We start from the raw sequence: 20,637 nt of genomic DNA, 5'->3' as shown, positions 1-20,637 counted from the left end.
GGGATTGGAAGGCCCCCCACCACTCAGGGGGCCCGGGTGCTCAGCCTGGGTACACGGGCAGTACGGGCGCGTCCTTCAGGTGCGGCGCGGCGGCGTCCTTGGCGGACAGCTTCGGCGCTCCCTCGGACAGCGGCCAGGCGATGGCCAGAGCCGGGTCATCCCAGCGGATGCCGCGGTCATTCTCCGGGGCGTAGAGCGCGGTGCACTTGTACTGGAAGTCGGCGGACTCGGAGAGCACGTAGAAGCCGTGCGCGAAGCCGGGCGGCACCCAGAACTGGCGCCGGTTCTCGGCGGACAGCTCCACCCCTACCCACTTGCCGAAGGTGGGCGAGCCCTTGCGGATGTCCACCGCCACATCCCACACGGCACCCGCCACCACCTGCACCAGCTTGCCCTGCGGCTGGGGCTCCTGGAAGTGGAGCCCCCGGAGCGTGCCCTTCACCGAGCGCGAGTAGTTGTCCTGCACGAAGGGCCCGGGGATGCCGGCCTCCGCGTAGCGCTTGGCGTTGAACGTCTCCAGGAAGAAGCCGCGATCGTCGCCGAAGACCTTCGGCTCGATGATGAGCACGCCGGGGATCTCGGTGGGGGTGACCTTCACGAGATGGCCCCCTTGTTCGAGATGAGGTCCAGCAGGTACTGGCCGTACTCGTTCTTGCGCATGGGCTCGGCGAGGGCCGCCACCTGGGAGTCGGTGATGTAGCCCATGCGGAAGGCGATCTCCTCGGGGCACGCGACCTTGAGGCCCTGCCGGCGCTCGATGATCTCGATGTAGTTGGAGGCCTGCATCAGCGACTCGTGCGTGCCGGTGTCCAGCCACGCGTAGCCGCGCCCCATCACCTCGACCTGGAGCTGGCCGCGCCGCAGGTACTCGGCGTTGACGTCGGTGATCTCCAGCTCGCCGCGCTTGCCGGGCTTGAGGTTGGCGGCGATGTCCAACACCTGCTGGTCGTAGAAGTACAGGCCGGTGACGGCGTAGTTGGACTTCGGCTTGGCCGGCTTCTCCTCGATGCTGAGGGCGCGGTTGTTGGCGTCCAGCTCCACCACGCCGTAGCGCTCGGGATCCTTCACGTAGTAGCCGAACACCGTGGCGCCCTGGGTCCGCTTGGCGGAGCGCTGCACCATCTCGCTCAGGCCGTGGCCGTAGAAGATGTTGTCGCCCAGGATGAGGCACGAGGTGTCATTGCCCACGAACTGGCGGCCGATGATGAAGGCCTGCGCCAGGCCCTCGGGGCGCGGCTGCTCGGCGTACTCGAAGCGCACGCCCCACTGGTCTCCGTTGCCCAGCAGCTCGCGGAAGCGCGGCAGATCCGTGGGCGTGGAGATGATGAGGATCTCCCGGATCCCCGCCAGCATCAGCGTGGTGACCGGGTAGTAGATCATCGGCTTGTCGTAGACAGGCAGCAGCTGCTTGCTGACGACGCGAGTGAGCGGGTACAGGCGCGTGCCCGAGCCGCCGGCGAGAACAATGCCCTTCATCATCCACCTCGAGAGGGCGTGGCCCCGGCCTTCCACGCCGCATGAAACCGGGAGAGCGCCTCGGAGAGCGCCAGGGGCTTGGCCTTCAACTGGGCACGAGCCTTGTCCACCTTGAGTCCGCTGTGCAGCGGCCGGGGGCTGGGCAGCTTCAGGTCCGCCAGCTTGCTGGGAGTAATCAGGCTGGCGTCGAACCCGAACACCTGGCACAGCGCCTGCCCGAAGGCGACGCGGTTGACCACCTCGCCGCCGCAAGTGTTCCAGATGCCGCCCAGCTTGCGCTCGCCCAGCTCGGCCACCATCGCCGCCACGCTGTCGGCCAGGCTCGCCGAGACGAACTGATCCTCGAAGAGCTTCAGCGGCTGCTTCTTCTCCAGCGCGCCCACCAGCCACGCGCCGAAGTTGGGGCGCCCCGCCGCCGGCCAGCCGAACACCACCGCCGTGCGGGCGATGGCCGCGTTGGGCACGAAGACGCGCGCGGCATGCTCGCCCATGAGCTTGGTGACGGCGTAGACGCCGCGCGGGTTGGGCAGGGCCTCTTCGTCATAGGGCCCATTGTGGCCGTCGAAGACGTAGTCCGTGGAGACGTGGACGAGGTGCGCCCCCACTTTGCGCGCGCCCTTGGCCACCGCGGCGGCGGCGGTGACGTTGGCCGCGTAGGCGGCCTCGGGGTTCTTCTCGCACGCGTCCACCTCCGTCATGGAGGCGGTGTGGATGATGACGTCCGGGGTGGCCGACTCGATGGCGTTGAGCACGTCCGCCTCGAGCGTCAGGTCCACCCCGATGTAGCGCAGCGCGCCCTGGGTACGCTGAGCGCCCCGACCGAGCCCCACCACCTGGTGGCCGCCCTGCTCCAGCAGCGCGCAGACGCGGCTGCCGACCAGCCCGTTGGAACCCGTGACGACAAAGCGCATGCGCGTACTCCGGCGGTGAGGGCTAACCCTTGAGGCGGGCGCGGTACTGGGTCTCGAAGTACTGGCGGTAGGCGCCGCTCGTCACCCGCTCCCACCAGCTCCGGTTCTCCACGTACCACTTCACCGTCTCGGCCAGGCCCTGCTCGAAGGTCTGCGAGGGGCTCCAGCCCAGCTCCCGCTTGATCTTCGTCGGATCGATGGCGTAGCGCCGGTCGTGGCCCGGACGGTCCTTCACGTACTTGATGAGGGTCTCGGGCTTGCCCACCAGGCTGAGGATCGCCTTGACGATCTCGATGTTCTTGCGCTCGGCCCCGCCGCCGATGTTGTAGACCTCGCCGGCCTTGCCCTTCTCCAGCGCGAGCGTGAGGGCGGCGCAGTGGTCCTCCACGTGCAGCCAGTCGCGCACGTTGGCGCCGTCGCCGTACACCGGCAGCGGCTTGTCATGCAGCGCGTTGACCACCATGAGGGGGATGAGCTTCTCGGGGAACTGGTAGCGCCCGTAGTTGTTCGAGCAGCGCGTCACCACCACGTCCATACCGAAGGTGTGGTGATAGGCCAGGGCCACCAGGTCCGAGCTCGTCTTGGAGGCCGAGTACGGGCTGGAGGGCTGCAGCGGCGACTGCTCGGTGAAGGCGCCCGTGGGTCCCAGCGAGCCGTACACCTCGTCGGTGGAGACCATGAGGAAGCGCTTGATGCCGCGCGAGCGCGAGGCCTCCAGCAGGCGCTGGGTGCCGAGCACGTTGGTGGCGACGAACACCTCGGGACCGAGGATGGAGCGGTCCACGTGGCTCTCGGCGGCCAGGTGCATCACCGCGTCGATGGAGTGCTGCGCCATCAGGTGCTCGACGAGCTCCTGATTGCCGATGTCACCCCGGACGAAGACGTGCTTGGGATCGCCCTCGAACTCGGAGAGGTTCTCGAGGTTGCCCGCGTACGTGAGCTTGTCGAGGTTGACGATCTTCCAGTCGGGGCGGTTCTTGCGCAGATACTTCACGAGGTTGGAGCCGATGAAGCCGCAACCCCCTGTAACCAGGACGTTCATTTCGACTTGCCCAGGGAAACCGGATAGAGGCGGCCTGACTATCGAAGCGGCTCCGTGACGTCAAGGTAACCTTGTGCGCGTGGCGATGCGGAGGTAGACGCGTTTCGATGAGCAGAAGCAGGCGTCCCAGCGGGCCGTCGCCAGCCCGCGCCATCCACCAGATGCTGCCCCGGCTCGCCTGGGGCGACGCGGTGGGCAACCAGGTGCGCTACCTGCAGGCCCTCTTTCGAGGGTGGGGTTACACCTCGGAGGTGTACGCCGACCAGTGGGACGAGGAGTGCCGCGCCCAGGTGCGCCCCGCGGAGGATTGGCCCAAGGAGGCGGACGAGGACTCGGTGCTCCTCATCCACCACAGCTTCGAGTCCCGGCAGGTGCCGCGGATCGCCCGAGGGCCGGGGCGCAAGGTGCTCGTGTACCACAACGTGACGCCGGCCCCGCTCTTCGAGGGCTTCGACCGGAAGGTGGCGGCGGCGTGCCAGGCGGCCCGGGAGGAGCTGCTGGCGCTGCGGCCGCATGTGGAGGCGGCGTTCGCCTACTCGCACTTCAGCGCCGAGGAGCTGACGGCGGCGGGCTTCCCGCGTGTGGCGGTGCTGCCCTTCGCGCTGGACTGGAAGGCGTTCCACGCGCCGCCGGATCCGACGTTCCAGGCGGAGTTCGACGACGGGTGTGTGAACATCCTTTTCGTGGGGCGCGCGGTGCCGAGCAAGCGCATCGACGATGTGATGCGGGTGTTCGCGGCCTACCAGCGGCTCTACCAGCCGCGCAGCCGGCTGCTGATCGCGGGCTACCTCAACCGGGAGACGCCCTATGGGACGTACCTCCACGGGGTGAAGGAGCTGCTGGGCGCCGAGCGCATCCACCTGCTGGGCCGGGTGAGCGCCTCGCAGTTGTCGGCGTGCTACGCGGTAGCGACGGCGTACCTTTCGATGAGTCGGCACGAGGGCTTCGGGGTGCCGCTGCTGGAGGCGATGGAGCGCGAGGTGCCGGTGGTGGCGTACGGCGCGGCGGCGGTGCCCGAGACGATGGGCGGCGCGGGGCTGGCCACGCGAACGCGGGAGCCCGAGGCGGTGGCCCAACTGCTCGCGGTGCTGGAGCGAGAGCCCTCGCTGCGGAAGAAGGTGCTCGCCGGACAGCGGACGCGGCTGGAGTCCCTGGGGCAGGAGGCGGTGGCCGAGCGGGTGCGCGAGGCCCTGCGGCCGCTGCTGGAGGGCACGCCGGTCCCCTACCCCGTGGCCAACGACGCCACGGGGCTCAACCTCGTGTGTCCGGGGTACCTCAGCCACCCGCACGCGCCCATGTCCCTGCTGGCGCGCAAGGTGGCCGAGCAGCTCCCCCAGGCGCGCGTGCTGACGCTGAGCCCCAACACGCCCCTGCTCTCCAAGGGTCCTCGCGTGGTGTCGGAGGGAGACACCTCCGTCTGGCACTTCAGCCCCGACCAGCCGCTGCCGCTCGACGCGGCGGAGGCCTGGCCGCTGCCGGGCTCCTCGTCCCTGGAGATGGCCGTGCGGCACTCCACCGCCCCGACGGTGTTCCTCGGCGCGGGAACGGAGGTGGCGCGCCATGCCCTGCCCCATGTCCGCGAGCACGCGTGGGCGGTGCATGAGGCCTCGGCGCCAGCGGAGGCTCGGGAGCTGGGAGCGAGGCTCATTCCTCTGGAGACGGGAGCGGTCGAAGAGGCCAGCCGCCGTCTGGTAGCGGCCCTTCGTCGCTCAGGAGAAACCCATGCGCGCGGATGAACTCTTGTGTGATCCGGCCCTCGCGGAGACGGTCTCGGCGGCGACGGAGCGGTTGCCTTCCCCCTCCTCCGAGGCGCGCGACGCCCTGCGGGCCAGCCTGGAGCGCACCGAGCGGGCACCCACGGAGGCCGAGTGGCCGCCCATCCTGGAGGCGCCGCGCCAGAAGAAGGACACGCGCTACGCGGATCCTCCCAGCTCGCACCGGCCCGTGGTGGGGCCAGCGTTGGTGCTGGCCAAGCGCGCCTTCCGCAAGGCGTTCCAGCCCTTCATCAACGAGATGATGCGCAAGCAGGTGGAGTTCAACGAGGCCATCCTCGACTCGCTGGCGCTCATCTACGAGCAGCAGCGAGAGAACGCGCGCACCCAAGCCGCCTGGCGCAAGGAGCTTGGCGAGCGGCTTTCCAAGCTCGAGAACGCCCAGCCTCCACCCGAGCAACCGCGGGCAGCGCGATCCAAGAAGCGCTGAACCCGCCTCGACCATCAAAACCGTTTCGCGAGAGGAGCCCTGCGTTCCACCCGATCAGAGCTTCCACTTCTTCGAGAAGCTATCAGGGATCACGGCCTCCTCCCGCCACCCGGAATTGTGCAACTGCAGGAAGTGCTCGTAGGCGCCCTGCCCATCGAGCGCGATCATATTCTCGTAATTGCTCTGGTCATAGTTGTTCGTCGTCATTCCAGAGCTCCCGAGCAGCACCTTGTAGCGCGTCCCCTTCCTCACGAGGATGAGCTTGTCGTGCATGATGCCGATCGGGCCACGCTTGGTCATCTGGAACCCGGTCTCGACATAGAACTTTGCTTTGGGCGCAAAGGCGGTGACGTATTTCGCCGCGTCTCCCACGAAACCGGTCTTCTTCTGGGTGTTGTCATAGTTGTTGCGGTCCAACACCACGCAGACCGAGGCCCCCGCCTTCGACAGTGTGATGAGGGAGTTGAGGAAGGGCTCGTCATATTGGCTCGGATCGCTGCCATCGCCGGCCTTCGCGATCTTGTACTTCGGGCTGATGAGGAACATGCGGACGAGCACGCTGTCCGCTCCGGCGATCTCCGCCGCCACGAAGTCCGCGACGTTCTGAAAGGGCGCGAACGCGATTCGCACGGGACCGCCGCTCGCGTTGAGTGCGTTCACTCCCTGGCCGAAGGCGCGGAGGGCTTCCTGCGTGGGATTGCCCATCAGCAGGCCATGGTACTGCTTGAACAAATACCCGACTTGAGGCCCGTCGATGACGAGGGCTGACTCGACGTTCAAGCCCGTCATCGCGCCCTTCGAGATGTTGGGCGAGCCGGTAAAGGTCACATAGTTGCCGGTGGGCATCCTGAACACGGCGAACTTGTTGTGCATCTTGCCGCCGACCGGCACGACCTCCTTGGTCGTCATGCCTCTACTGTCCCCCTTGCCCACGCTGCCGTAGGCCACCGTGAGTCCCGGTGGAGTGCCCACGAGCGCCCTCAATCGCGAGAAGTCGACCTGATCGAAGGCCATCAGCGACTGGGTTGCACCGTAGGATGACGTCGTCAGCGCCGAGGAGAATGCCTGAGCGCCCTGGTAGGTGCTGACGCCGTAAGCGTTGACGAGCCCCTGGAGGATGGGCCGAACGATCTTCAGCGTCGCCTTGGAGAGGACCGCCATCTTCGCCATCGTTGGGAAGTCCAGACACTGCGCGATGAGGAAGCGGACCTCGTACGGCAACCCCTGGAGCATGGGCAGGTTCGGCAATCCCGACTCTTGAAGCGTCACGAGCTGCCGCGTCTGGGTGGTGGAATCGTAGTAGGGCAGGAGGTTCAGCTTTCGGTGTTTTCTGGGCTCGCAACCGAACTGCCCGCAACTGGCCGGCGCGTTGACACGCATGGTGTAGGTCGAACGGCAGGCATCGCACGAGAAATAGAATTCCATCGGAGCCCTAGCGAGGAAGATCGAGCAGGAACTCGCTACTTCGCCACCTTTCCGAGACGGGTCAAACTCTCGGCGTCCGCCTTCTGCCACAATGAGCGCCTCATGCGACGCGTCCTCCTCCTGGGTCCTCTCCTGCTGTCCCTGTCCGCTGCCGCCGCCGAGCCTTCCCAGCCGGTCCACGTCCTCAAGGCCGCGCGCCTCTTCGACGCGAAGACGGGGAAGCTCGTCACCCCGGGCGTGGTGGTGGTAGCCGAGGGAAAGGTGCTGGGCGTGGGACCGAAGGCGCCCGTGCCGGAGGGCGCGAAGGTGGTGGAGCTGGGCGATGCCACGTTGCTGCCGGGCTTCATGGATGCTCACACGCACCTGACCGTGGAGCCCGGACCCGACTGGCGCAAGGACCTCATCGACGGCTTCCAGCGCACGATCCCCGAACTCACGCTGGACACGCTGCCCTTCGCGCGCAAGACGCTGATGGCGGGCTTCACCACGGTGCGCGTCCTGGGCGCGGAGGACTTCATCGACGTGGGCCTGCGCAACGCCATCGCGCGCGGCACCGTGGTGGGGCCGCGCATCCTCGCGGCGGCGTCCAGCCTGAGTTCCACGGGCGGGCACTGTGACTACGGCAACTCGTGGCGCAAGGGACTGCTGGCCCGGGATGCGAGCCCCGGCGTGGCGGATGGCCCGGACGCGCTGCGCGCCCGCGTGCGCGAGACCCTCAAGTACGGCGCCGACCTCATCAAGGTGTGCGCCACGGGAGGCGTCATGAGCTTCAACGCGGACGCCGATGCGCCGCAGCTCACCCAGGCGGAGCTGGACGCGGTGGTGGACGAGGCCCACGCGCACCGGCGCAAGGTGGCCGCGCACGCCCACGGCGCGGAGGGAGCCAAGCGCGCCATCCGCGCGGGCGCGGACTCCCTCGAGCACGGCACCCTGCTGGACGACGAGGGCCTGGAGCTGATGAAGCGCAAGGGCACCTGGTACGTACCCACGACCCTCGCCTTCTACGGGGTGAAGGAGCTGGCGGAGCAAGGCAACCTGCCGCCGGAAAGCGTCCTCAAGCTCCGCGCGGTGAACCAGCGGCGGGAGCAGGTGCTGCGCAAGGCGATTGCCCTCAAGGTGCGCATCGCCTTCGGCACGGACGCAGGCGTGTTCGTCCATGGGCGCAACGCGGAGGAGTTCGCGCTGCTGGTGGAAGCGGGCATGCCGCCCGCCGAGGCGCTGCGCACCGCCACGGTGAACGCGGCGGAGCTGCTCGGCGTGTCGGATACGCTGGGGACGCTGGAGCCGGGGAAGCTGGCGGACGTCGTCGCCGTGCCCGGCAATCCCCTCCAGGACATCCGCGCCACCCAGAAGGTCTTCTTCGTGATGAAGGAGGGCGTCATTCACCGCAACGACGCGGTGCCGCCCTCCCCTGCTCCCTCGCGCTGAACCCCGGCCTCACGGCCGGGTGACCACGTCGCACAGCAGGAAATCGAGCTCGCCTCCGGACAGCCAGCGGGCGCTCACCCCCGCGAAGTCCGGCTCCGTCTCGGCGTCGGTCTGCCGCCAGAGATCGTCCAGGCGGTACCGCGCGGCGGTGCAGTAGATGTCCGCCAGCTCGCCGGCGTGCGGCTGGCCTCGCGCGGCCAGGGCCGAGGCGTGGGCCAGCGTGACGGACATGGTGAACAGCTCGTTGCAGATCTGGTTGAGCAGGATGAGCGTCCGCTCACGCGCGTAGAGCACGCCCGCGTCCGGGTAGCGGCGCGACAGCTCCAGGCTCTTCCGTGCGAGCCGGTGGACCTCCTGGGCCGTGCTCTGGAGGTGCTCGCGGTTGCGGGCCGACAGGTGCTCCTCCACGGGAAGGGGCGCGGGGGGAGCCTCGAGCTCCGCGGCATGCGCGGGCGCCGGGTAGTAGAGGGAGAAGAGCCCCTCCCGCGCGGCCTTGTGGTCCACGAGGAAGTCCACGCCGCCCGCCACGCGGAAGGCTCGGGCGTCGCGCAGGGCGCGCTCCAGCGGAACCGGAACCATGCCCCGGGCCGCCTTGCTCTCTGACGTCTCGTAGCCCTCGGCGGCGAGCAGCGACAGGGTCCGGTCCACGACGCGCGCGCACGCCAGCGAGGCGATGTTCTTGGCCGCCACGTGCTCGAACCAGCGCACGGGCAGGTTGTCCGCCGTCACGCCCGTGAGGTTCCACCGGGACACGCTCTCCATGGCGAAGACCTCGGACGCGGTGGTGGAGACCAGCCGCTGGATCTCATCGAAGTCGCCGAGCGCGCGCCCCTGGGCCAGGCGCCGGTGGAGGTACTCACGCGACCACTGGAGGCACTTCTTGGAGAGCGCCAGGGACGCTCCCACGATGATGTACATGCGGCCCAGGGCGCTGAGGGGCTCCAGCAGCGGCGTGTTCCGCCAGTGCTCCTGCGACATCGCCAGCATCCGCTCCTTCGGCACCCGCACGTTGTCGAAGCTCAGCGCGGCGATGGGCAGCCCGCGCAGGCCCATCAGCCCGTGCTCGGCCCGCACTCGAAAGCCGGGGCTCGTCGTCTCCACGAAGAAGAGGCTGATCTGCTCCTTGCCGCCTTCGCAGAGCGTGGCGGTGACGTTCAGCAGATCCGCGATGGACCCGTTGCCGATGTAGACCTTCTCGCCGTTCAGGACATAGGCCGTCCCATCTTCCGTGGGCACGGCGGTGGTGGACGCGCGCCGCACGGAGGCCCCGGCGGGCTCGGTGTCGGCCCAGCCGGAGATGGCCCCCTCGGCCATCCGGGCGCGGACATAGTCCCGGAGCGGACCGGACTGGACCGCCTCGATGATGGCGCCCGCGCCCAGGCCACTGTGGATGGCCAGCGTGTAACCGACCGGGAGGCTCCAGCTCATCACGACTTCGATGACGCGGAAGGTGTTCATCATGGAGAGCCCTCGGCCCCCCAACTCCCGCGCTGCCTGGAGCTTGTAGTAGCCCCGCGCGCGCAGGGCCTCCCGCAGCTCCGGGGAGATCCGCCCCGTGCGCTCTACCTCGTCCGGGTTCACGTGCTCTCTCAGGAACTGCTCGACCTCGGCGATGACGACATCCCCCTGCCGCCGCTCCTCCGGATCCTGTTCGGGGAACGCGCGGACGAGGTCCCAGCGGAGCTTCCCCGCGAAGAGCTGGCCCAGGAAGCCCTCGCGGCTGCGGGTGGCGGGGTGCAGAGGCATGCTCATGGCTGCGGATCCTTTCGGGAAACGGTGCGAGGGGGGCCCTGGCGCAGGGCCTCGCCCAGGAGGCGCAGGAGCGTGTCCTTCTGCTCCCGCAGGTAGAAGTGGCCGCCGGGCAGCAAGTGGAGCTCGAAGGGCCCGGTGGTATGGACTCGCCACGGCTCCAGCTCCTCGCGGGTCAGGTCGTCCTGCGCGCCGCCCGTGACGACCATGGTGCAGTCCAGGGGCGCTCCGGCCTCGTGCCGGTAGGACTCCACGAGCGCCAGGTCCGCGCGCAAACCCGGCAGGATGAGCTCGCGCAGCTCGGCATCTTCCCGGAGCTCCAGGGCCAGCTCGCCGTAGATGGGCTCGAGCGCGGTGAGCAGCCCATCGTCGTCCAGGTGGCTCGTGAGAATGCCCCGCCGAGGGACCTGCGGAGCGGGGGCCGCGGAGAGGAACAGCCAGCCCGGCGGCGCCCGGCCCAGGTCACGCAGACGCCGGGCCGTCTCGAAGGCCACGAGTGCCCCCAGGCTGTGCCCGAAGAACGCGAAGGAGGTGCCGAAATCCACCGCGCGCACCAGGGTGTCCACCAGCTCGCGCACCTGGGTGAGCGGCGCCTCCTCCACCCGCGCGCCACGGCCGGGAAGCTGCACGCCCCACACCTCGACGCTCGGGAGCGAGTCCGCCCAGCGGACGTACTCGCCCACGGAGCCTCCGCTGTGGGGGAAGCAGAAGAGGCGCACGGAGGCGTCTGGGCGCCGCAAGCGGCAGGCAAGCCAGGGAGAAGACAGGGTCATCGTCAGCTCGTGGAGGGACGCACGGGGGGTGACGCGGGCTCGTCCGGCCCCGAGGGCGGACTGGCGCCGGCCGACGCCTCCTCGATGAAGCGGGCCAGCCGGGCCACGGTGGGGGCGCGGAAGATGTTCTTCACCCGCAGGGGAGCGGAGAGATGCGGGCGCAGCCGCGCGATGAGCTGCGACGCCATCAGCGAGTCGCCCCCCAGCTCGAAGAAGTTGTCGTGGAGCCCCACCCGGGGCAACCCCAGAACCTCGGCGAAGGCGGTGGCGATGCGGCGCACCATCAGATCTTCGCTCCCGGGCAACTCCTGCTCGGCGGCAGGAGCCACGAAAGCCGGCTCGTTCCGAGGCACGCCGAGCAGAGTCCCCTCGCCTGCCTGCGCCGAAACGGGAGCGGGCATGTCCGGCGCCTCGACCAGGTAGCGCTGGCGCTCGAAGGGATAGGTCGGCAGAGGCACCCGCCGACGCCGCGCGCCTGCGTGCAATCCCTGCCAGGAGAGCGGAACTCCCACGGACCACAGGCGCCCGGCCGCGGTGAGCGCGCTGACCAGATCGGATGTGTTGTCCGCGGGGTGCGGGAGGGTGGCCACCGAGAGGTGCGTACCCGCGGCGGGGTGCTGGCGCGCCAGTGTCGCCAGGGTCCGTCCAGGCCCCACCTCCAGGAAGATGCTGGCCGGGCCGGCGAGCAGCGTGCTCAGCGCATCGCCAAAGCGGACCGTGTGGCGCAGGTGCGCGACCCAGTATGCAGGGTCCACGGCCTGCTCCGCCGAGACGGCGGCGCCGGTGAGGTCGGAGATCCACGGGAGCTGGGGAGGACGACGCTCGACGCGCTGGACGCAGGCGGTGAACGCGGCCAGGACCGGCTCTACGAGGTGCGAGTGCCCAGCGCGCGGGATGCGCAGGATGCGCGACTCCACGCCGCGCGCCGTCAGCCGGGCCTGAAAGGCTTCAATGTCCGCCACCGTACCGGCCAGCGTGCATTGCGCGGGTCCGTTCACGGCCGCCAGGGAGATCCCAGCCTGGAGCAGGGGCGCCAGCTCGGCCTCGGGCAGCGGCACGGCCAACATGGCGCCCTCGGGCAGACTCGCGATGATGCGCGCGCGCTCCAGGACCAGGCGCAGGGCATCCGGCAGGGAGAACACGCCAGCCACCGTGGCGGCGGCATAGGCACCCAGGCTGTGCCCCACCACGGCTGCGGGCTTCACGCCCCAGCGCTTCCACAGCCGCGCCACCGCGTACTCGATGACGAAGACGGAGAGCTGGCCGATGACGAGCTCTCCCATCCGAGCGGAGGCCTGTTCGAGCGCGTCGGCATCCGAAGGCTCGGGATGGAGCACCGTCCGAAGGTCGAACCCCACGAGAGGTGTCAGGTGCGCGCGGCACTCATCCACGGCCTCGCGGAAGGCCGGCTGCGTGGCATACAGCTCGCGGCCCATGCCCACGTGTTGGCCACCGTGACCGGAGAACATGAACACCACCGGGCGTTCTCCCGGCTCCAGACGCGCGCCGCCTGGGGAGGCCTCCTGTTCCGCCAGCGCGCGGAGGACCTCGGAGGTATCCCGGCCCACGGCGAACCAACGGTGCGCGTGCGCGGAGCGTCCCACCTGAAGCGTCCAGGCGACGTCGCCAAGAGGGACTTCCGGGTGCTTGCGCAGATGGCCGCCAAGCCGGTCCACGGCCCGGGCCAGCGCGGCGGGGCCATGGGCTGACAGCACCAACAGTTGCGGAGTGCTTGAGCGCTCCGGAGCGGGCGGCTCGGGCGCCTCCTCCAGCACGGCGTGAGCATTGGTGCCGCCGATGCCCAGCGAGCTGACGCCGGCCCGTCGTTGCAGGCCGCCAGTGTCCCAGTCCCGCAGCTCCGTATTCACACGGAAGGGGCTGTGCTCGAAGTCGATCTCCGGGTTGGGCTTCTCGAAGTTCAGGCTGGGCGGCAGCTTCCGGTGCTCCAGCGCGAGGACGGTCTTGATGAAGCCAGCCACGCCCGCCGCCGCGTCCGTGTGGCCGATGTTCGTCTTCACCGAGCCAATCCAGCAGAAGTGCCGCTGGGAGGTGCCGAACGCCTTCGTCAGCGCGGCGAGCTCGATGGGGTCTCCCAGCCGCGTACCGGTGCCATGGGCCTCGATATAGGTGATGCCCTCGGGCTCCACGCCGGCGGCGCGCTGGGCGGTCTCGATGACGTGGGCCTGGCCCTCCACGCTCGGCGCGGTGAAGCCAATCTTCCCAGCGGCGTCGTTGTTGATGGCGGAGCCCCGGAGCACGGCGCGGATGGTGTCCCCATCCTCCAGGGCATCCGAGAGCCGCTTGAGCACCACGAGCGCGGCGCCATTGCTGCCCACGGTGCCCTGCGCGCGCGAGTCGAAAGCACGGCAGCGGCCGTCCGGAGACAGCGGCCCGCCTTCGCTGTAGTGGCCGAAGCGTGGCGGCACATGCATCGACGCGCCTCCGGCCAGGGCGATGTCGCAGTCCCCGGCGAGCAGCGCCTGAGCGGCCACGTGGATGGCGACCAGGGACGTGGAGCAGGCCGTCTGCACGGTGACGGCGGGCCCCCGCAGCCCGAGCTTGTAGGCCACCCGACTGGTGAGGAAGTCCACGCCCGTGGCCAGCCGAAGCTGCCAGTCGCTGGCACCCGCGAGCAGATCCCTCCGGGCGCGGAGCGCGGACAGATAGGAGGTTTCGCTGCCCCCAGCGTAGACGCCGATGGCGCCACGGTAGCGTGCGGGGTCATACCCGGCGTCCTCCAGTGCCTCGCGCGCGCACTCCAGGAACACCCGGTGCTGCGGGTCCAGCATGAGGGCTTCCAGGGGCGAACAGCTGAAGGCCGCCGCGTCGAACATGTCGGCGTCCGCCACCATGCCGAAGGCGGGCACCTCCTGGCCCGAAGCGCTCTCCCCTGCTGGCTGCTGGCAGGGGCGCCCGTCCGGGCCGAAGAAGGTGATGGACTCGACGCCGCCAGCCAGGTTGGCCCAGAACTCCTCGGCGTTGGCGGCACCGGGGAGCCGGCACGCCAGGCCCACCACCGCGATGTGCGCGGAGCGGTCCTCTTCCTCCAGCTCCTGCGAGGCACTCATTCCGATTCCTCCGAGCTGCTATCCGTCGCCAGCCTTCCCCGGCGGTTCAGCAAGCGCGCGCGCCCGCTCCGTCGCTGCTCCTGTCGCTGCTCCTGCGCGGCGGCCGCCTCGCCGCCATCATCCTGGCCCTGGAGATACCCGGCGAGTGCCCGGACCGTGGGGAACTCGAACAACTTCACCATGGGCAGGTCGTGGCCCAGGCGGCTCTTCAGCAGGTGCTGCACTTGCGCAAGCAGCAGGGAGTGTCCGCCGAGATCGAAGAAGTTGTCCTCCGCGCCCACCCGCTCCAGGCGGAGCGTCTCGCACCAGAAGCCAGCGATCTGGCGCTCCAGCTCGTTCGCGAGCGGGACCTGGGGCGCTTGCGCCACGGGAGCGGGCTCGGGCAGCGCTCGCTCGTCCACCTTGCCGCTATGGGTGAGCGGCAGAGCCCTCAGCTCCACGTAAGCAGAGGGAATCATGTAGGCCGGCAGCTCGCGGGCGAGGTGCTCGCGCAGCCGCGCCGGCGGAGGCATGGCCTGGCCCGCCAGGGGGACGAGATAGCCGACCAGCCGCGGCTCACCACCTGGGGGACTCCAGGCGCGGACGTGGGCCTCTGCGAGTCCTGGATACGTGCGCAGCAGCGCGGAGATCTCCGCTGGCTCAACCCGAAAGCCGCGAATCTTGACCTGCGCGTCCATGCGGCCCAGGAACTCGAGCGCACCTTCCGGCCGCACGGCGACCCGATCTCCCGTGCGGTACAGGCGCGCGCCAGGGCTCGAGGAGAACGGGTCGGGGATGAAGGACCCGGCGGTGAGCTCCGGGCGGTTCAGGTAGCCCCGCGCCACTCCGGCGCCGCCGATGTACAGCTCTCCCGCGACGCCTGGGGGCACCAGTTGCAGCTCGGCATCCAGAACGTACGCCGTGGCCCCGTCGATGGGCTGACCGATGGCGGGCAGTGCCTCATCCCTCTCGGCGGGGAGAACCTCGCCGGAGGTGGCCGTCACGGTGGTCTCGGTGGGGCCGTATTGGTTGAACAGCCGCCAAGGCAGTCCAGGCGCCGGACGTGCGTGGAGCCGGTCTCCGCCCGCAAGCACCGTGCGCAGCTCGCACGAAGCGGGCCATGGCAGGGCCAGCAGACGCTCAGCGAGCGCCGTGGGCAGGTCCGTGAAGGTGATGCGCTCGGACAGGAGCCAGGCCTGGAGCCGCTCTGGGGACAGCCGCACGTCCTGTACGGGGACGTGCAGCGTGGCGCCGGCCACCAGCGCCGGCCAGATCTCCGCTGCGGAGGGATCGAAGGCGGGCGAGTAAAGGAGCGTGGTGCGGCTGTCGGCGTCCAGGCCGAAGGCGCGCCGGTGCCACCCAACGAGGTGGGCCAGCGAGCGGTGCTCCACCATCACCCCCTTGGGTCGGCCCGTGGACCCAGAGGTGTACATGACATAGGCCAGCTGGCCGGGCCGCACGCCGGTAGGAAGGTCAGCGCGCGGTGTGCCGGGGGCACGGAAGTCCTCGACGCACACCCGCTCCAGCGAGGCAGGAAGCCGCTCGGAGAGCGCTCGGGTGGTGACCACCTGGCGAACGCCGGCATCGGCGAGGATGAGCGCGAGCCGATCCGCGGGGTGCTCAGGATCCAGGGGCAAAAAGGCGGCACCGGCCAACATCACCCCCAGCTCGGCCGTCACCAGGTCGGCGCCGCGAGGCGTGCAGACGCCAACGACCGAGTCCTCGCCCGCGCCCTGCCGACGGAGATGCTCGGCCAGCAGCGTCGCGCGCCGGACCAACTCCGCGTAGGTGAGGCTCCCCACCTCGTCTCGCACGGCCACCGCGCCGGGAGTCCGCAGAGCCTGCGCCAGTACCTGGTGATGCACTGAGGGCTCGGAGCCAGACGCGACGGGGCCGTTTCGCTCCACCAGGAGGGCGTGGCGCTCCGCATCGACGAGCATCGGCAGCCGCGACACCGGGGTGCCGGGGCTGGCCACCGCGGACTCGAGCAGCCGCATGAAGTGGGTGGACATCCGCTCCATCGTCGCGCGGTCGAAGAGGTCCCGGTTGTACTCCCAGATGAGCGAGATGCGCGCATCGCCGCGCGTCGGGTCTCCCAGGTATCGGCCGGCATGCGGAATGGCGACGACGTCCAGGTCCACCTTCGAGGAGCCGTTGCCACGCTCGAAGATGGTGCAGGCGGCGCCGCCCAGTTGAGGACTGGGCACAGCCGAGTCGTGAAAGCTGAACATGGCCTGAACGAGCGGGTTTCGGCTGGGGTCGCGCTTCACGCCCAGGGCCTCGATCAGCTTGAGGAAGGGATACGTCTGGTTCTCCGCCGCCGCCGCCGTGAGGTCACGCACCTGGCGGACCAGGTCCCGGAACGGCGGAGCGCCAGAGACGTCACACCGCAGGACGACGGCATTGACGAACATGCCGATGAGGTTCTCGATGTTCCGGACACCGGCTCTGGCGGCGAAGGCCGAGCCGATGCACAAGTCCCGCTCCCCGGTGTATCGGTGAAGCAACGTGGCGAAGGCGGCGAAGAGGACGTTGAAGAGGGTGACACCCTCCTGCTGGCAGAAGGTGCGCAGGGCGCCAGGCAGCGCGGGCGGCAGCTCCAACCGGAGGAGGTCCCCGTTGAAGGTCTGCACACGGGGTCGCGGGTGGTCGGTGCGCAGCGGCAGCACCTCGGGCGCGCCAGCCAGCCGCTCGCGCCAGAACGCGAGCTGAGCCTTCATGGCCGGGGAGTCGAGCACCTCGCGCTGCCAGGCGGCGAAGTCGCGGTACTGCACGAGCAGCTCCGGCAGCGGCGATTCTTCTCCCCGCAGGTAGGCGTTGTAGAGCGCGTCCAGCTCCCACATCAGCACGGAGAAGGACGCACCGTCGTGGACGACGTGGTGCTCAACGAGCACGAGCTCGTGCTCGTCCGGAGCCAGACGAATGGCGCTCCATCGGGCCAGCGGAGGCTCGAAGAGGGAGATGGGCCGCCGCAGCTCCTGGCGGATGGCCGCCTCCCGCTGGCGCTCCCTTTCGTCCGCGGGCAGCACACTCAGGTCGAGCAGGGGAACATGCACCGGCGTCACGGGCAGAACGCGCTGCCACGGCCGGCCGTCGACCTCCTCATATGTGGTCCGCAGCAGCTCGTGGCGCCGGGTAATCTCCGTCAAGGCGCGCTCGAGAACCGCCAGGTCCAGCCCGCCCAGCACGCGGAGGGTCGTCTGCGCCTGGTAGGAGATGCTGTCGGGGGACAGCTTCTGGAGGAACCAGACCTGCTCTTGCTGCACGGAGAGCGGTGCCCGCTGGCTGGCGGCACGAACCACGGGAGGCAGCAGGGCCTTCGCGGGAGCAGCACGCCGCGCCTCCAGCACCTCCGCGAGCTGGGCAATGCGCGGGTGAGCGAAGAGCTCCCTCAGAGACAGGGGGATGCGCAGCGAGTCCTCGACCCGGGCGGTGATCTGCGTGGCGAGCAGGGAGTGGCCACCCAGCGCGAAGAAGTCGTCCTGGATGCCCACCTGCTCCAGGCGCAGGACTTCCTGCCACACCCGCGCGAGGCCGCGCTCCAGCTCCGTGCGGGGCGCGACGTACTCACTGCTCCGGGACGCGTGGGCGGCCGGAACGGGGAGCGCCTGGGGGTCCACCTTGCCGGTGGGGCCGAGCGGAAGCGCATCCACCACGACGAATGTCCGCGGAATCATGGCCTCGGGAAGCCAGGCCCGGAGGTGCTCGCGAAGCTGCGCCGTGCCGGGGACGGCGCGCGCGTCCTTGGGCGCGAACCACGCCACGAAGGAGACGTCCCGCCCTGCCTCCGGGGTACCGGTGCTCCGCGCCATGACGTGCGCGGCTCCCACGTGCGGATGGGTCAGCAGCGCGGCGGTGATCTCCGCGGGCTCGATGCGAATGCCGCGGACCTTCACCTGCCGGTCCGAGCGACCATGGAACTCGAGCGAGCCATCCGGCAACCACCGGCCGAGGTCCCCCGTGCGATACAGCCGCTCCCCGCCAGCGCGGGAAAACGGATTCGGGATGAAGCGCTCGGCGGTGAGTTCCGGCGCGCCCACGTACCCGCGAGCCAGGCCCGAGCCTCCGATGAAGATCTCCCCCGTCTCCCCTGCCCCCACGGGCCGCAGCTCCGGGTCGAGCAGGAGAATCTCCGCTCCATCGATGGGACGACCGATGGACGGCAGGCGCTCCTCGCGCGACTCACCGCCGGGCGGGACGACGTCCGAGGTGCAGTAGATGGTGCATTCGGCGGGGCCATAGCCATTCACGAGCTGGAAGGGCAGCCCGGGCCTGGGGCGCATGTGCAGCCGGTCTCCCCCGGTGAGCATGAGGCGCAGGGCACAGGCCTCGGGCCAGGCAAGCGGGAGCATGCGCTCAGCGAGCGGAGTAGGCAGGAAGACGAAGGTGATGCCCTGGGCCAGCAGCCACTCCTGCAACTTCTGGGGCGACAGGCGGGTCTCCTCGTCCACCGGCAGCTCCAGGCGAACGCCCGCGGCCAGCGAGGGCAGGATGGACATGACCACGGCGTCGAAGCCCAGCGAGGCAATCACCCCCGCGCGATCCGTCGGCGACAGCGCGAACGTGCCGCAGTGGTACGCCGTGAAGGCGGACAGGGCGCGGTGGCTGATCATCACCCCCTTGGGCAGCCCCGTGGAGCCCGAGGTGTAGATGACGTAGGCGAGGTGCTCGGGCAGGACGCGGATGCCCGGGTTCACGGCCGGAAACGACGCGAGCTCCAGGCCCGGGAGAGAGAGCACCTGGGTGCCTTGCGATGCGAGCCGCTCTACGGCGGGTCCCGTGCCGATGACCCATCGCACTCCCGCGGAAGCCACCATGTGTCGCAGGCGCTCGGGCGGGGTGGACGGCTCCAACGGGAGCCAGGCCGCTCCCGCCTTGAGCACGCCCAGGACGGACACCACGAGCTCAACGCTACGCGGAAGGCAGATCCCGATGATGGAATCCGGCCCTGCACCTCGCGCGAGCAGCGCATGCGCCAATCGGTTCGCCTGCTCGTTCAGCGCGGCATAGGTGAGCGCCTCACCTGAATGGCTCACCGCGACATGGGAGGGAAGTTCGGTCGCTCGTCGCTCGACGAGCTGGTGGACGAGGGGGGGCGGCAAGAGTCCTCCAATCCGGATGCTTTAGCAGCAGCCGCCAGGAAGCCCAAGCCCCCCTGCCCCCCGAAGAGTTCGGCTGTACCGAGCAGAGCATCCGGAACTGGCAGCGCCGGGGTGGCCGGGCAGCCCCAAAGCGCAAGGAGGGCGTAAGCTCGGATGAGAAGGAGGAGTTGGCGCGGCTGCGGCGTGAGGTGCGGTCACGGGATCGCGTCGAGCGTGTCGAGGTCGTCCGCCGCCGTGCAGACGCGGCGCACGAGCTCGACGGTGACCTCGTGGAGCTGAAACACCGGCTGGCTCGCGTGTCGCCCGAGGACGGAGAGCCACATCATCGTCGGGTGCGTCATCGCCTGGCGATAGGCGAGGAACGCCTCATCCGCGCTCGGCGGCCTGATGCCCGCCTCCGCGAGCCGCTCACCGTGGCGGGCGATGAGGTCGCGCTCCCACGCGCGGCGATTCTCCGGCGGGAGGTTGGTCGCGAGCGCATAGGCGATGTCGCGCGCCCAGCCGCCCTGGGCCACGCACTGCCAGTCGCAGAGCCCCATGGCCCCCGCCTTGGTGACGTACCAATTGCCAGGGTGCGTGTCGGAGTGCAGCATCGTCTGCGGACCGCTGATGTTGATCTTCAATGAACGCATCATCGCATCGGCCAGCTCGCTGCGGCGCGCGTGGAGCCGTGCGGGGATCACGTCACGACCGCGCTCGAAGCCCGACGCGATGCGAGCGACGGCCCCGATGTAGACGTTCAGCGTGGCCTGGAACTCGTACGAGTTCCACAGCCAGCTCCCGTACATCCGCTGGAGCGGCGCGCCCCAGAACTTCGCGTGCAGGGCCGCGAGCGTGTCGACGACCTTCTCGGCCTGATCGTACGTGAGGTCGCGGCTAAGGACGTCGCCGAACGTCGCGCCGACGGTGACGGTCACGTCGTCCATGAGCAAGAGCTGGCGGTTGGTGACCGGATCGTAGGCCGAGTAGCGCGTGGGCGGAGCCTCGATCGCGAGCGTCGGGCGCACCAACGCATAGAACTGCGACTCTATCTTGCTCAGCCCCGCGGCCGCCGAGACCAGGCGCGTCTTGAAGGTCGCCCCGGACTTCGTGAACAGCGCCGTCGGAAGCCCGGCGTCCCGGCCGGCTTCGTTGTACCGCACCCTGAGCCGTGCCCGCGAGGAGGTGCCTTCATCACGCCCGGAGACCTCGTAGCCCATGACCTCGGCGCCCGGTGTGCCGTCGCACAGCGCCAGCGTTAGCCATTCGTTCGTGAGGTGCCTCGGCGACGGCGGCACCTCGCGCAGGCTCGTCGGCCGCGGGTTGGTCAGCTTCTCCTTGACGACGTGGTACGCGATGCGCCCAATCATCGCGGCGAGATCGAGGCGTGGCTCCATGATGCCGCGAGCATAAGCGACCGTCGGACACGGTCTCCAGGGCTCGGCGTCAGTGGCGTGAGGTCGCGTCGATCGTGATCAGTGCGTGTCTGGTTACAGGATGCGG

General features: G+C 69.6%; 13 protein-coding genes. 3 read left to right on the top strand and 10 right to left on the bottom strand.

Annotation, left to right across the window (positions count from 1 at the left end; genetic code table 11):
* Positions 1-40: 40 nt before the first annotated feature.
* The 4 genes from rfbC to rfbB are packed head-to-tail and all read right to left on the bottom strand — an operon-like array spanning position 41 to position 3,429.
* Positions 41-598, bottom strand: coding sequence for a dTDP-4-dehydrorhamnose 3,5-epimerase (rfbC, locus tag SYV04_RS24370; protein ID WP_321548270.1), 558 nt, complete (start codon positions 596-598; stop codon positions 41-43).
* Positions 595-1,476: a glucose-1-phosphate thymidylyltransferase RfbA gene (gene rfbA / locus SYV04_RS24365; protein ID WP_321548269.1), complete on the bottom strand. Its 882-nt coding sequence runs from the start codon at positions 1,474-1,476 to the stop codon at positions 595-597. The genes rfbC and rfbA overlap by 4 nt, the downstream gene beginning before the upstream one ends.
* The gene (locus SYV04_RS24360; RefSeq protein WP_321548268.1) at positions 1,476-2,387 is read right to left on the bottom strand and encodes an SDR family oxidoreductase; all 912 of its coding nucleotides are present in this window, start codon (positions 2,385-2,387) and stop codon (positions 1,476-1,478) included. Before SYV04_RS24360 ends, rfbA begins: the two co-directional genes overlap by 1 nt.
* 22 nt (positions 2,388-2,409) lie before the next feature.
* Positions 2,410-3,429 (bottom strand): dTDP-glucose 4,6-dehydratase, encoded by a 1,020-nt coding sequence (gene rfbB / locus SYV04_RS24355; protein WP_321548267.1) that lies wholly within the window; start codon positions 3,427-3,429, stop codon positions 2,410-2,412.
* 107 nt (positions 3,430-3,536) lie between these two features.
* On the opposite strand from rfbB, the gene SYV04_RS24350 reads away from it, so the two are divergent.
* Together SYV04_RS24350 and SYV04_RS24345 are read left to right on the top strand one after the other, a co-directional pair.
* On the top strand, positions 3,537-5,165 hold the full coding sequence (locus SYV04_RS24350) for a glycosyltransferase family 4 protein (protein ID WP_321548266.1): 1,629 nt from the start codon (positions 3,537-3,539) through the stop codon (positions 5,163-5,165).
* Positions 5,152-5,631: a hypothetical protein gene (locus SYV04_RS24345; protein WP_321548265.1), complete on the top strand. Its 480-nt coding sequence runs from the start codon at positions 5,152-5,154 to the stop codon at positions 5,629-5,631. The genes SYV04_RS24350 and SYV04_RS24345 overlap by 14 nt, the downstream gene beginning before the upstream one ends.
* 54 nt (positions 5,632-5,685) lie before the next feature.
* On the opposite strand, the gene SYV04_RS24340 is transcribed toward SYV04_RS24345, so the two are convergent.
* Positions 5,686-7,011, bottom strand: coding sequence for a phospholipase D-like domain-containing protein (locus SYV04_RS24340; RefSeq protein WP_321548264.1), 1,326 nt, complete (start codon positions 7,009-7,011; stop codon positions 5,686-5,688).
* Positions 7,012-7,158: 147 nt separating this feature from the next.
* Between SYV04_RS24340 and SYV04_RS24335 the strand changes: the two genes are divergently transcribed.
* Complete coding sequence (locus SYV04_RS24335) at positions 7,159-8,484, top strand: metal-dependent hydrolase family protein (protein WP_321548263.1); 1,326 nt, start codon at positions 7,159-7,161, stop codon at positions 8,482-8,484.
* A gap of 9 nt (positions 8,485-8,493) precedes the next feature.
* On the opposite strand, the gene SYV04_RS24330 is transcribed toward SYV04_RS24335, so the two are convergent.
* From SYV04_RS24330 to SYV04_RS24305, 5 genes are all read right to left on the bottom strand, one after another.
* A complete protein-coding gene (locus SYV04_RS24330; protein ID WP_321548262.1) occupies positions 8,494-10,236 on the bottom strand; it encodes an acyl-CoA dehydrogenase family protein in 1,743 nt (580 codons plus the stop codon).
* On the bottom strand, positions 10,233-11,006 hold the full coding sequence (locus SYV04_RS24325) for a thioesterase II family protein (RefSeq protein WP_321548261.1): 774 nt from the start codon (positions 11,004-11,006) through the stop codon (positions 10,233-10,235). The genes SYV04_RS24330 and SYV04_RS24325 overlap by 4 nt, the downstream gene beginning before the upstream one ends.
* 2 nt (positions 11,007-11,008) lie before the next feature.
* Positions 11,009-14,074 carry a type I polyketide synthase gene (locus tag SYV04_RS24320; RefSeq protein ID WP_321548260.1) on the bottom strand — a complete coding sequence of 1,022 codons (3,066 nt, stop codon included), beginning with the start codon at positions 14,072-14,074 and terminating at the stop codon, positions 11,009-11,011.
* A complete protein-coding gene (locus tag SYV04_RS24315; RefSeq protein ID WP_321548259.1) occupies positions 14,071-19,155 on the bottom strand; it encodes a non-ribosomal peptide synthetase in 5,085 nt (1,694 codons plus the stop codon). The genes SYV04_RS24320 and SYV04_RS24315 overlap by 4 nt, the downstream gene beginning before the upstream one ends.
* Before the next feature lie 194 nt (positions 19,156-19,349).
* Positions 19,350-20,531, bottom strand: a complete 1,182-nt coding sequence (locus SYV04_RS24305; RefSeq protein ID WP_321548258.1) for a phosphotransferase family protein — start codon at positions 20,529-20,531, stop codon at positions 19,350-19,352.
* Positions 20,532-20,637 lie beyond the last annotated feature (106 nt).

It is taken from the genome of Hyalangium ruber (assembly GCF_034259325.1).
Taxonomy (GTDB): Bacteria; Myxococcota; Myxococcia; order Myxococcales; family Myxococcaceae; genus Hyalangium_A; species Hyalangium_A rubrum.
This window is presented reverse-complemented; position numbering and strand designations above follow the sequence as displayed.

Excerpts from the sequence above, each read along its gene's own strand:
- SYV04_RS24335 (WP_321548263.1), top strand. The coding sequence starts at position 7,159 with ATGCGACGCGTCCTCCTCCTGGGTCCTCTCCTGCTGTCCCTGTCCGCT.
- SYV04_RS24345 (WP_321548265.1), top strand. The coding sequence starts at position 5,152 with ATGCGCGCGGATGAACTCTTGTGTGATCCGGCCCTCGCGGAGACGGTC.
- SYV04_RS24320 (WP_321548260.1), bottom strand. The coding sequence starts at position 14,074 with ATGAGTGCCTCGCAGGAGCTGGAGGAAGAGGACCGCTCCGCGCACATC.
- SYV04_RS24350 (WP_321548266.1), top strand. The coding sequence starts at position 3,537 with ATGAGCAGAAGCAGGCGTCCCAGCGGGCCGTCGCCAGCCCGCGCCATC.
- SYV04_RS24340 (WP_321548264.1), bottom strand. The coding sequence starts at position 7,011 with ATGCGTGTCAACGCGCCGGCCAGTTGCGGGCAGTTCGGTTGCGAGCCC.
- SYV04_RS24360 (WP_321548268.1), bottom strand. The coding sequence starts at position 2,387 with ATGCGCTTTGTCGTCACGGGTTCCAACGGGCTGGTCGGCAGCCGCGTC.
- SYV04_RS24330 (WP_321548262.1), bottom strand. The coding sequence starts at position 10,236 with ATGAGCATGCCTCTGCACCCCGCCACCCGCAGCCGCGAGGGCTTCCTG.
- SYV04_RS24305 (WP_321548258.1), bottom strand. The coding sequence starts at position 20,531 with ATGGAGCCACGCCTCGATCTCGCCGCGATGATTGGGCGCATCGCGTAC.
- rfbA (WP_321548269.1), bottom strand. The coding sequence starts at position 1,476 with ATGAAGGGCATTGTTCTCGCCGGCGGCTCGGGCACGCGCCTGTACCCG.
- rfbB (WP_321548267.1), bottom strand. The coding sequence starts at position 3,429 with ATGAACGTCCTGGTTACAGGGGGTTGCGGCTTCATCGGCTCCAACCTC.
- SYV04_RS24325 (WP_321548261.1), bottom strand. The coding sequence starts at position 11,006 with ATGACCCTGTCTTCTCCCTGGCTTGCCTGCCGCTTGCGGCGCCCAGAC.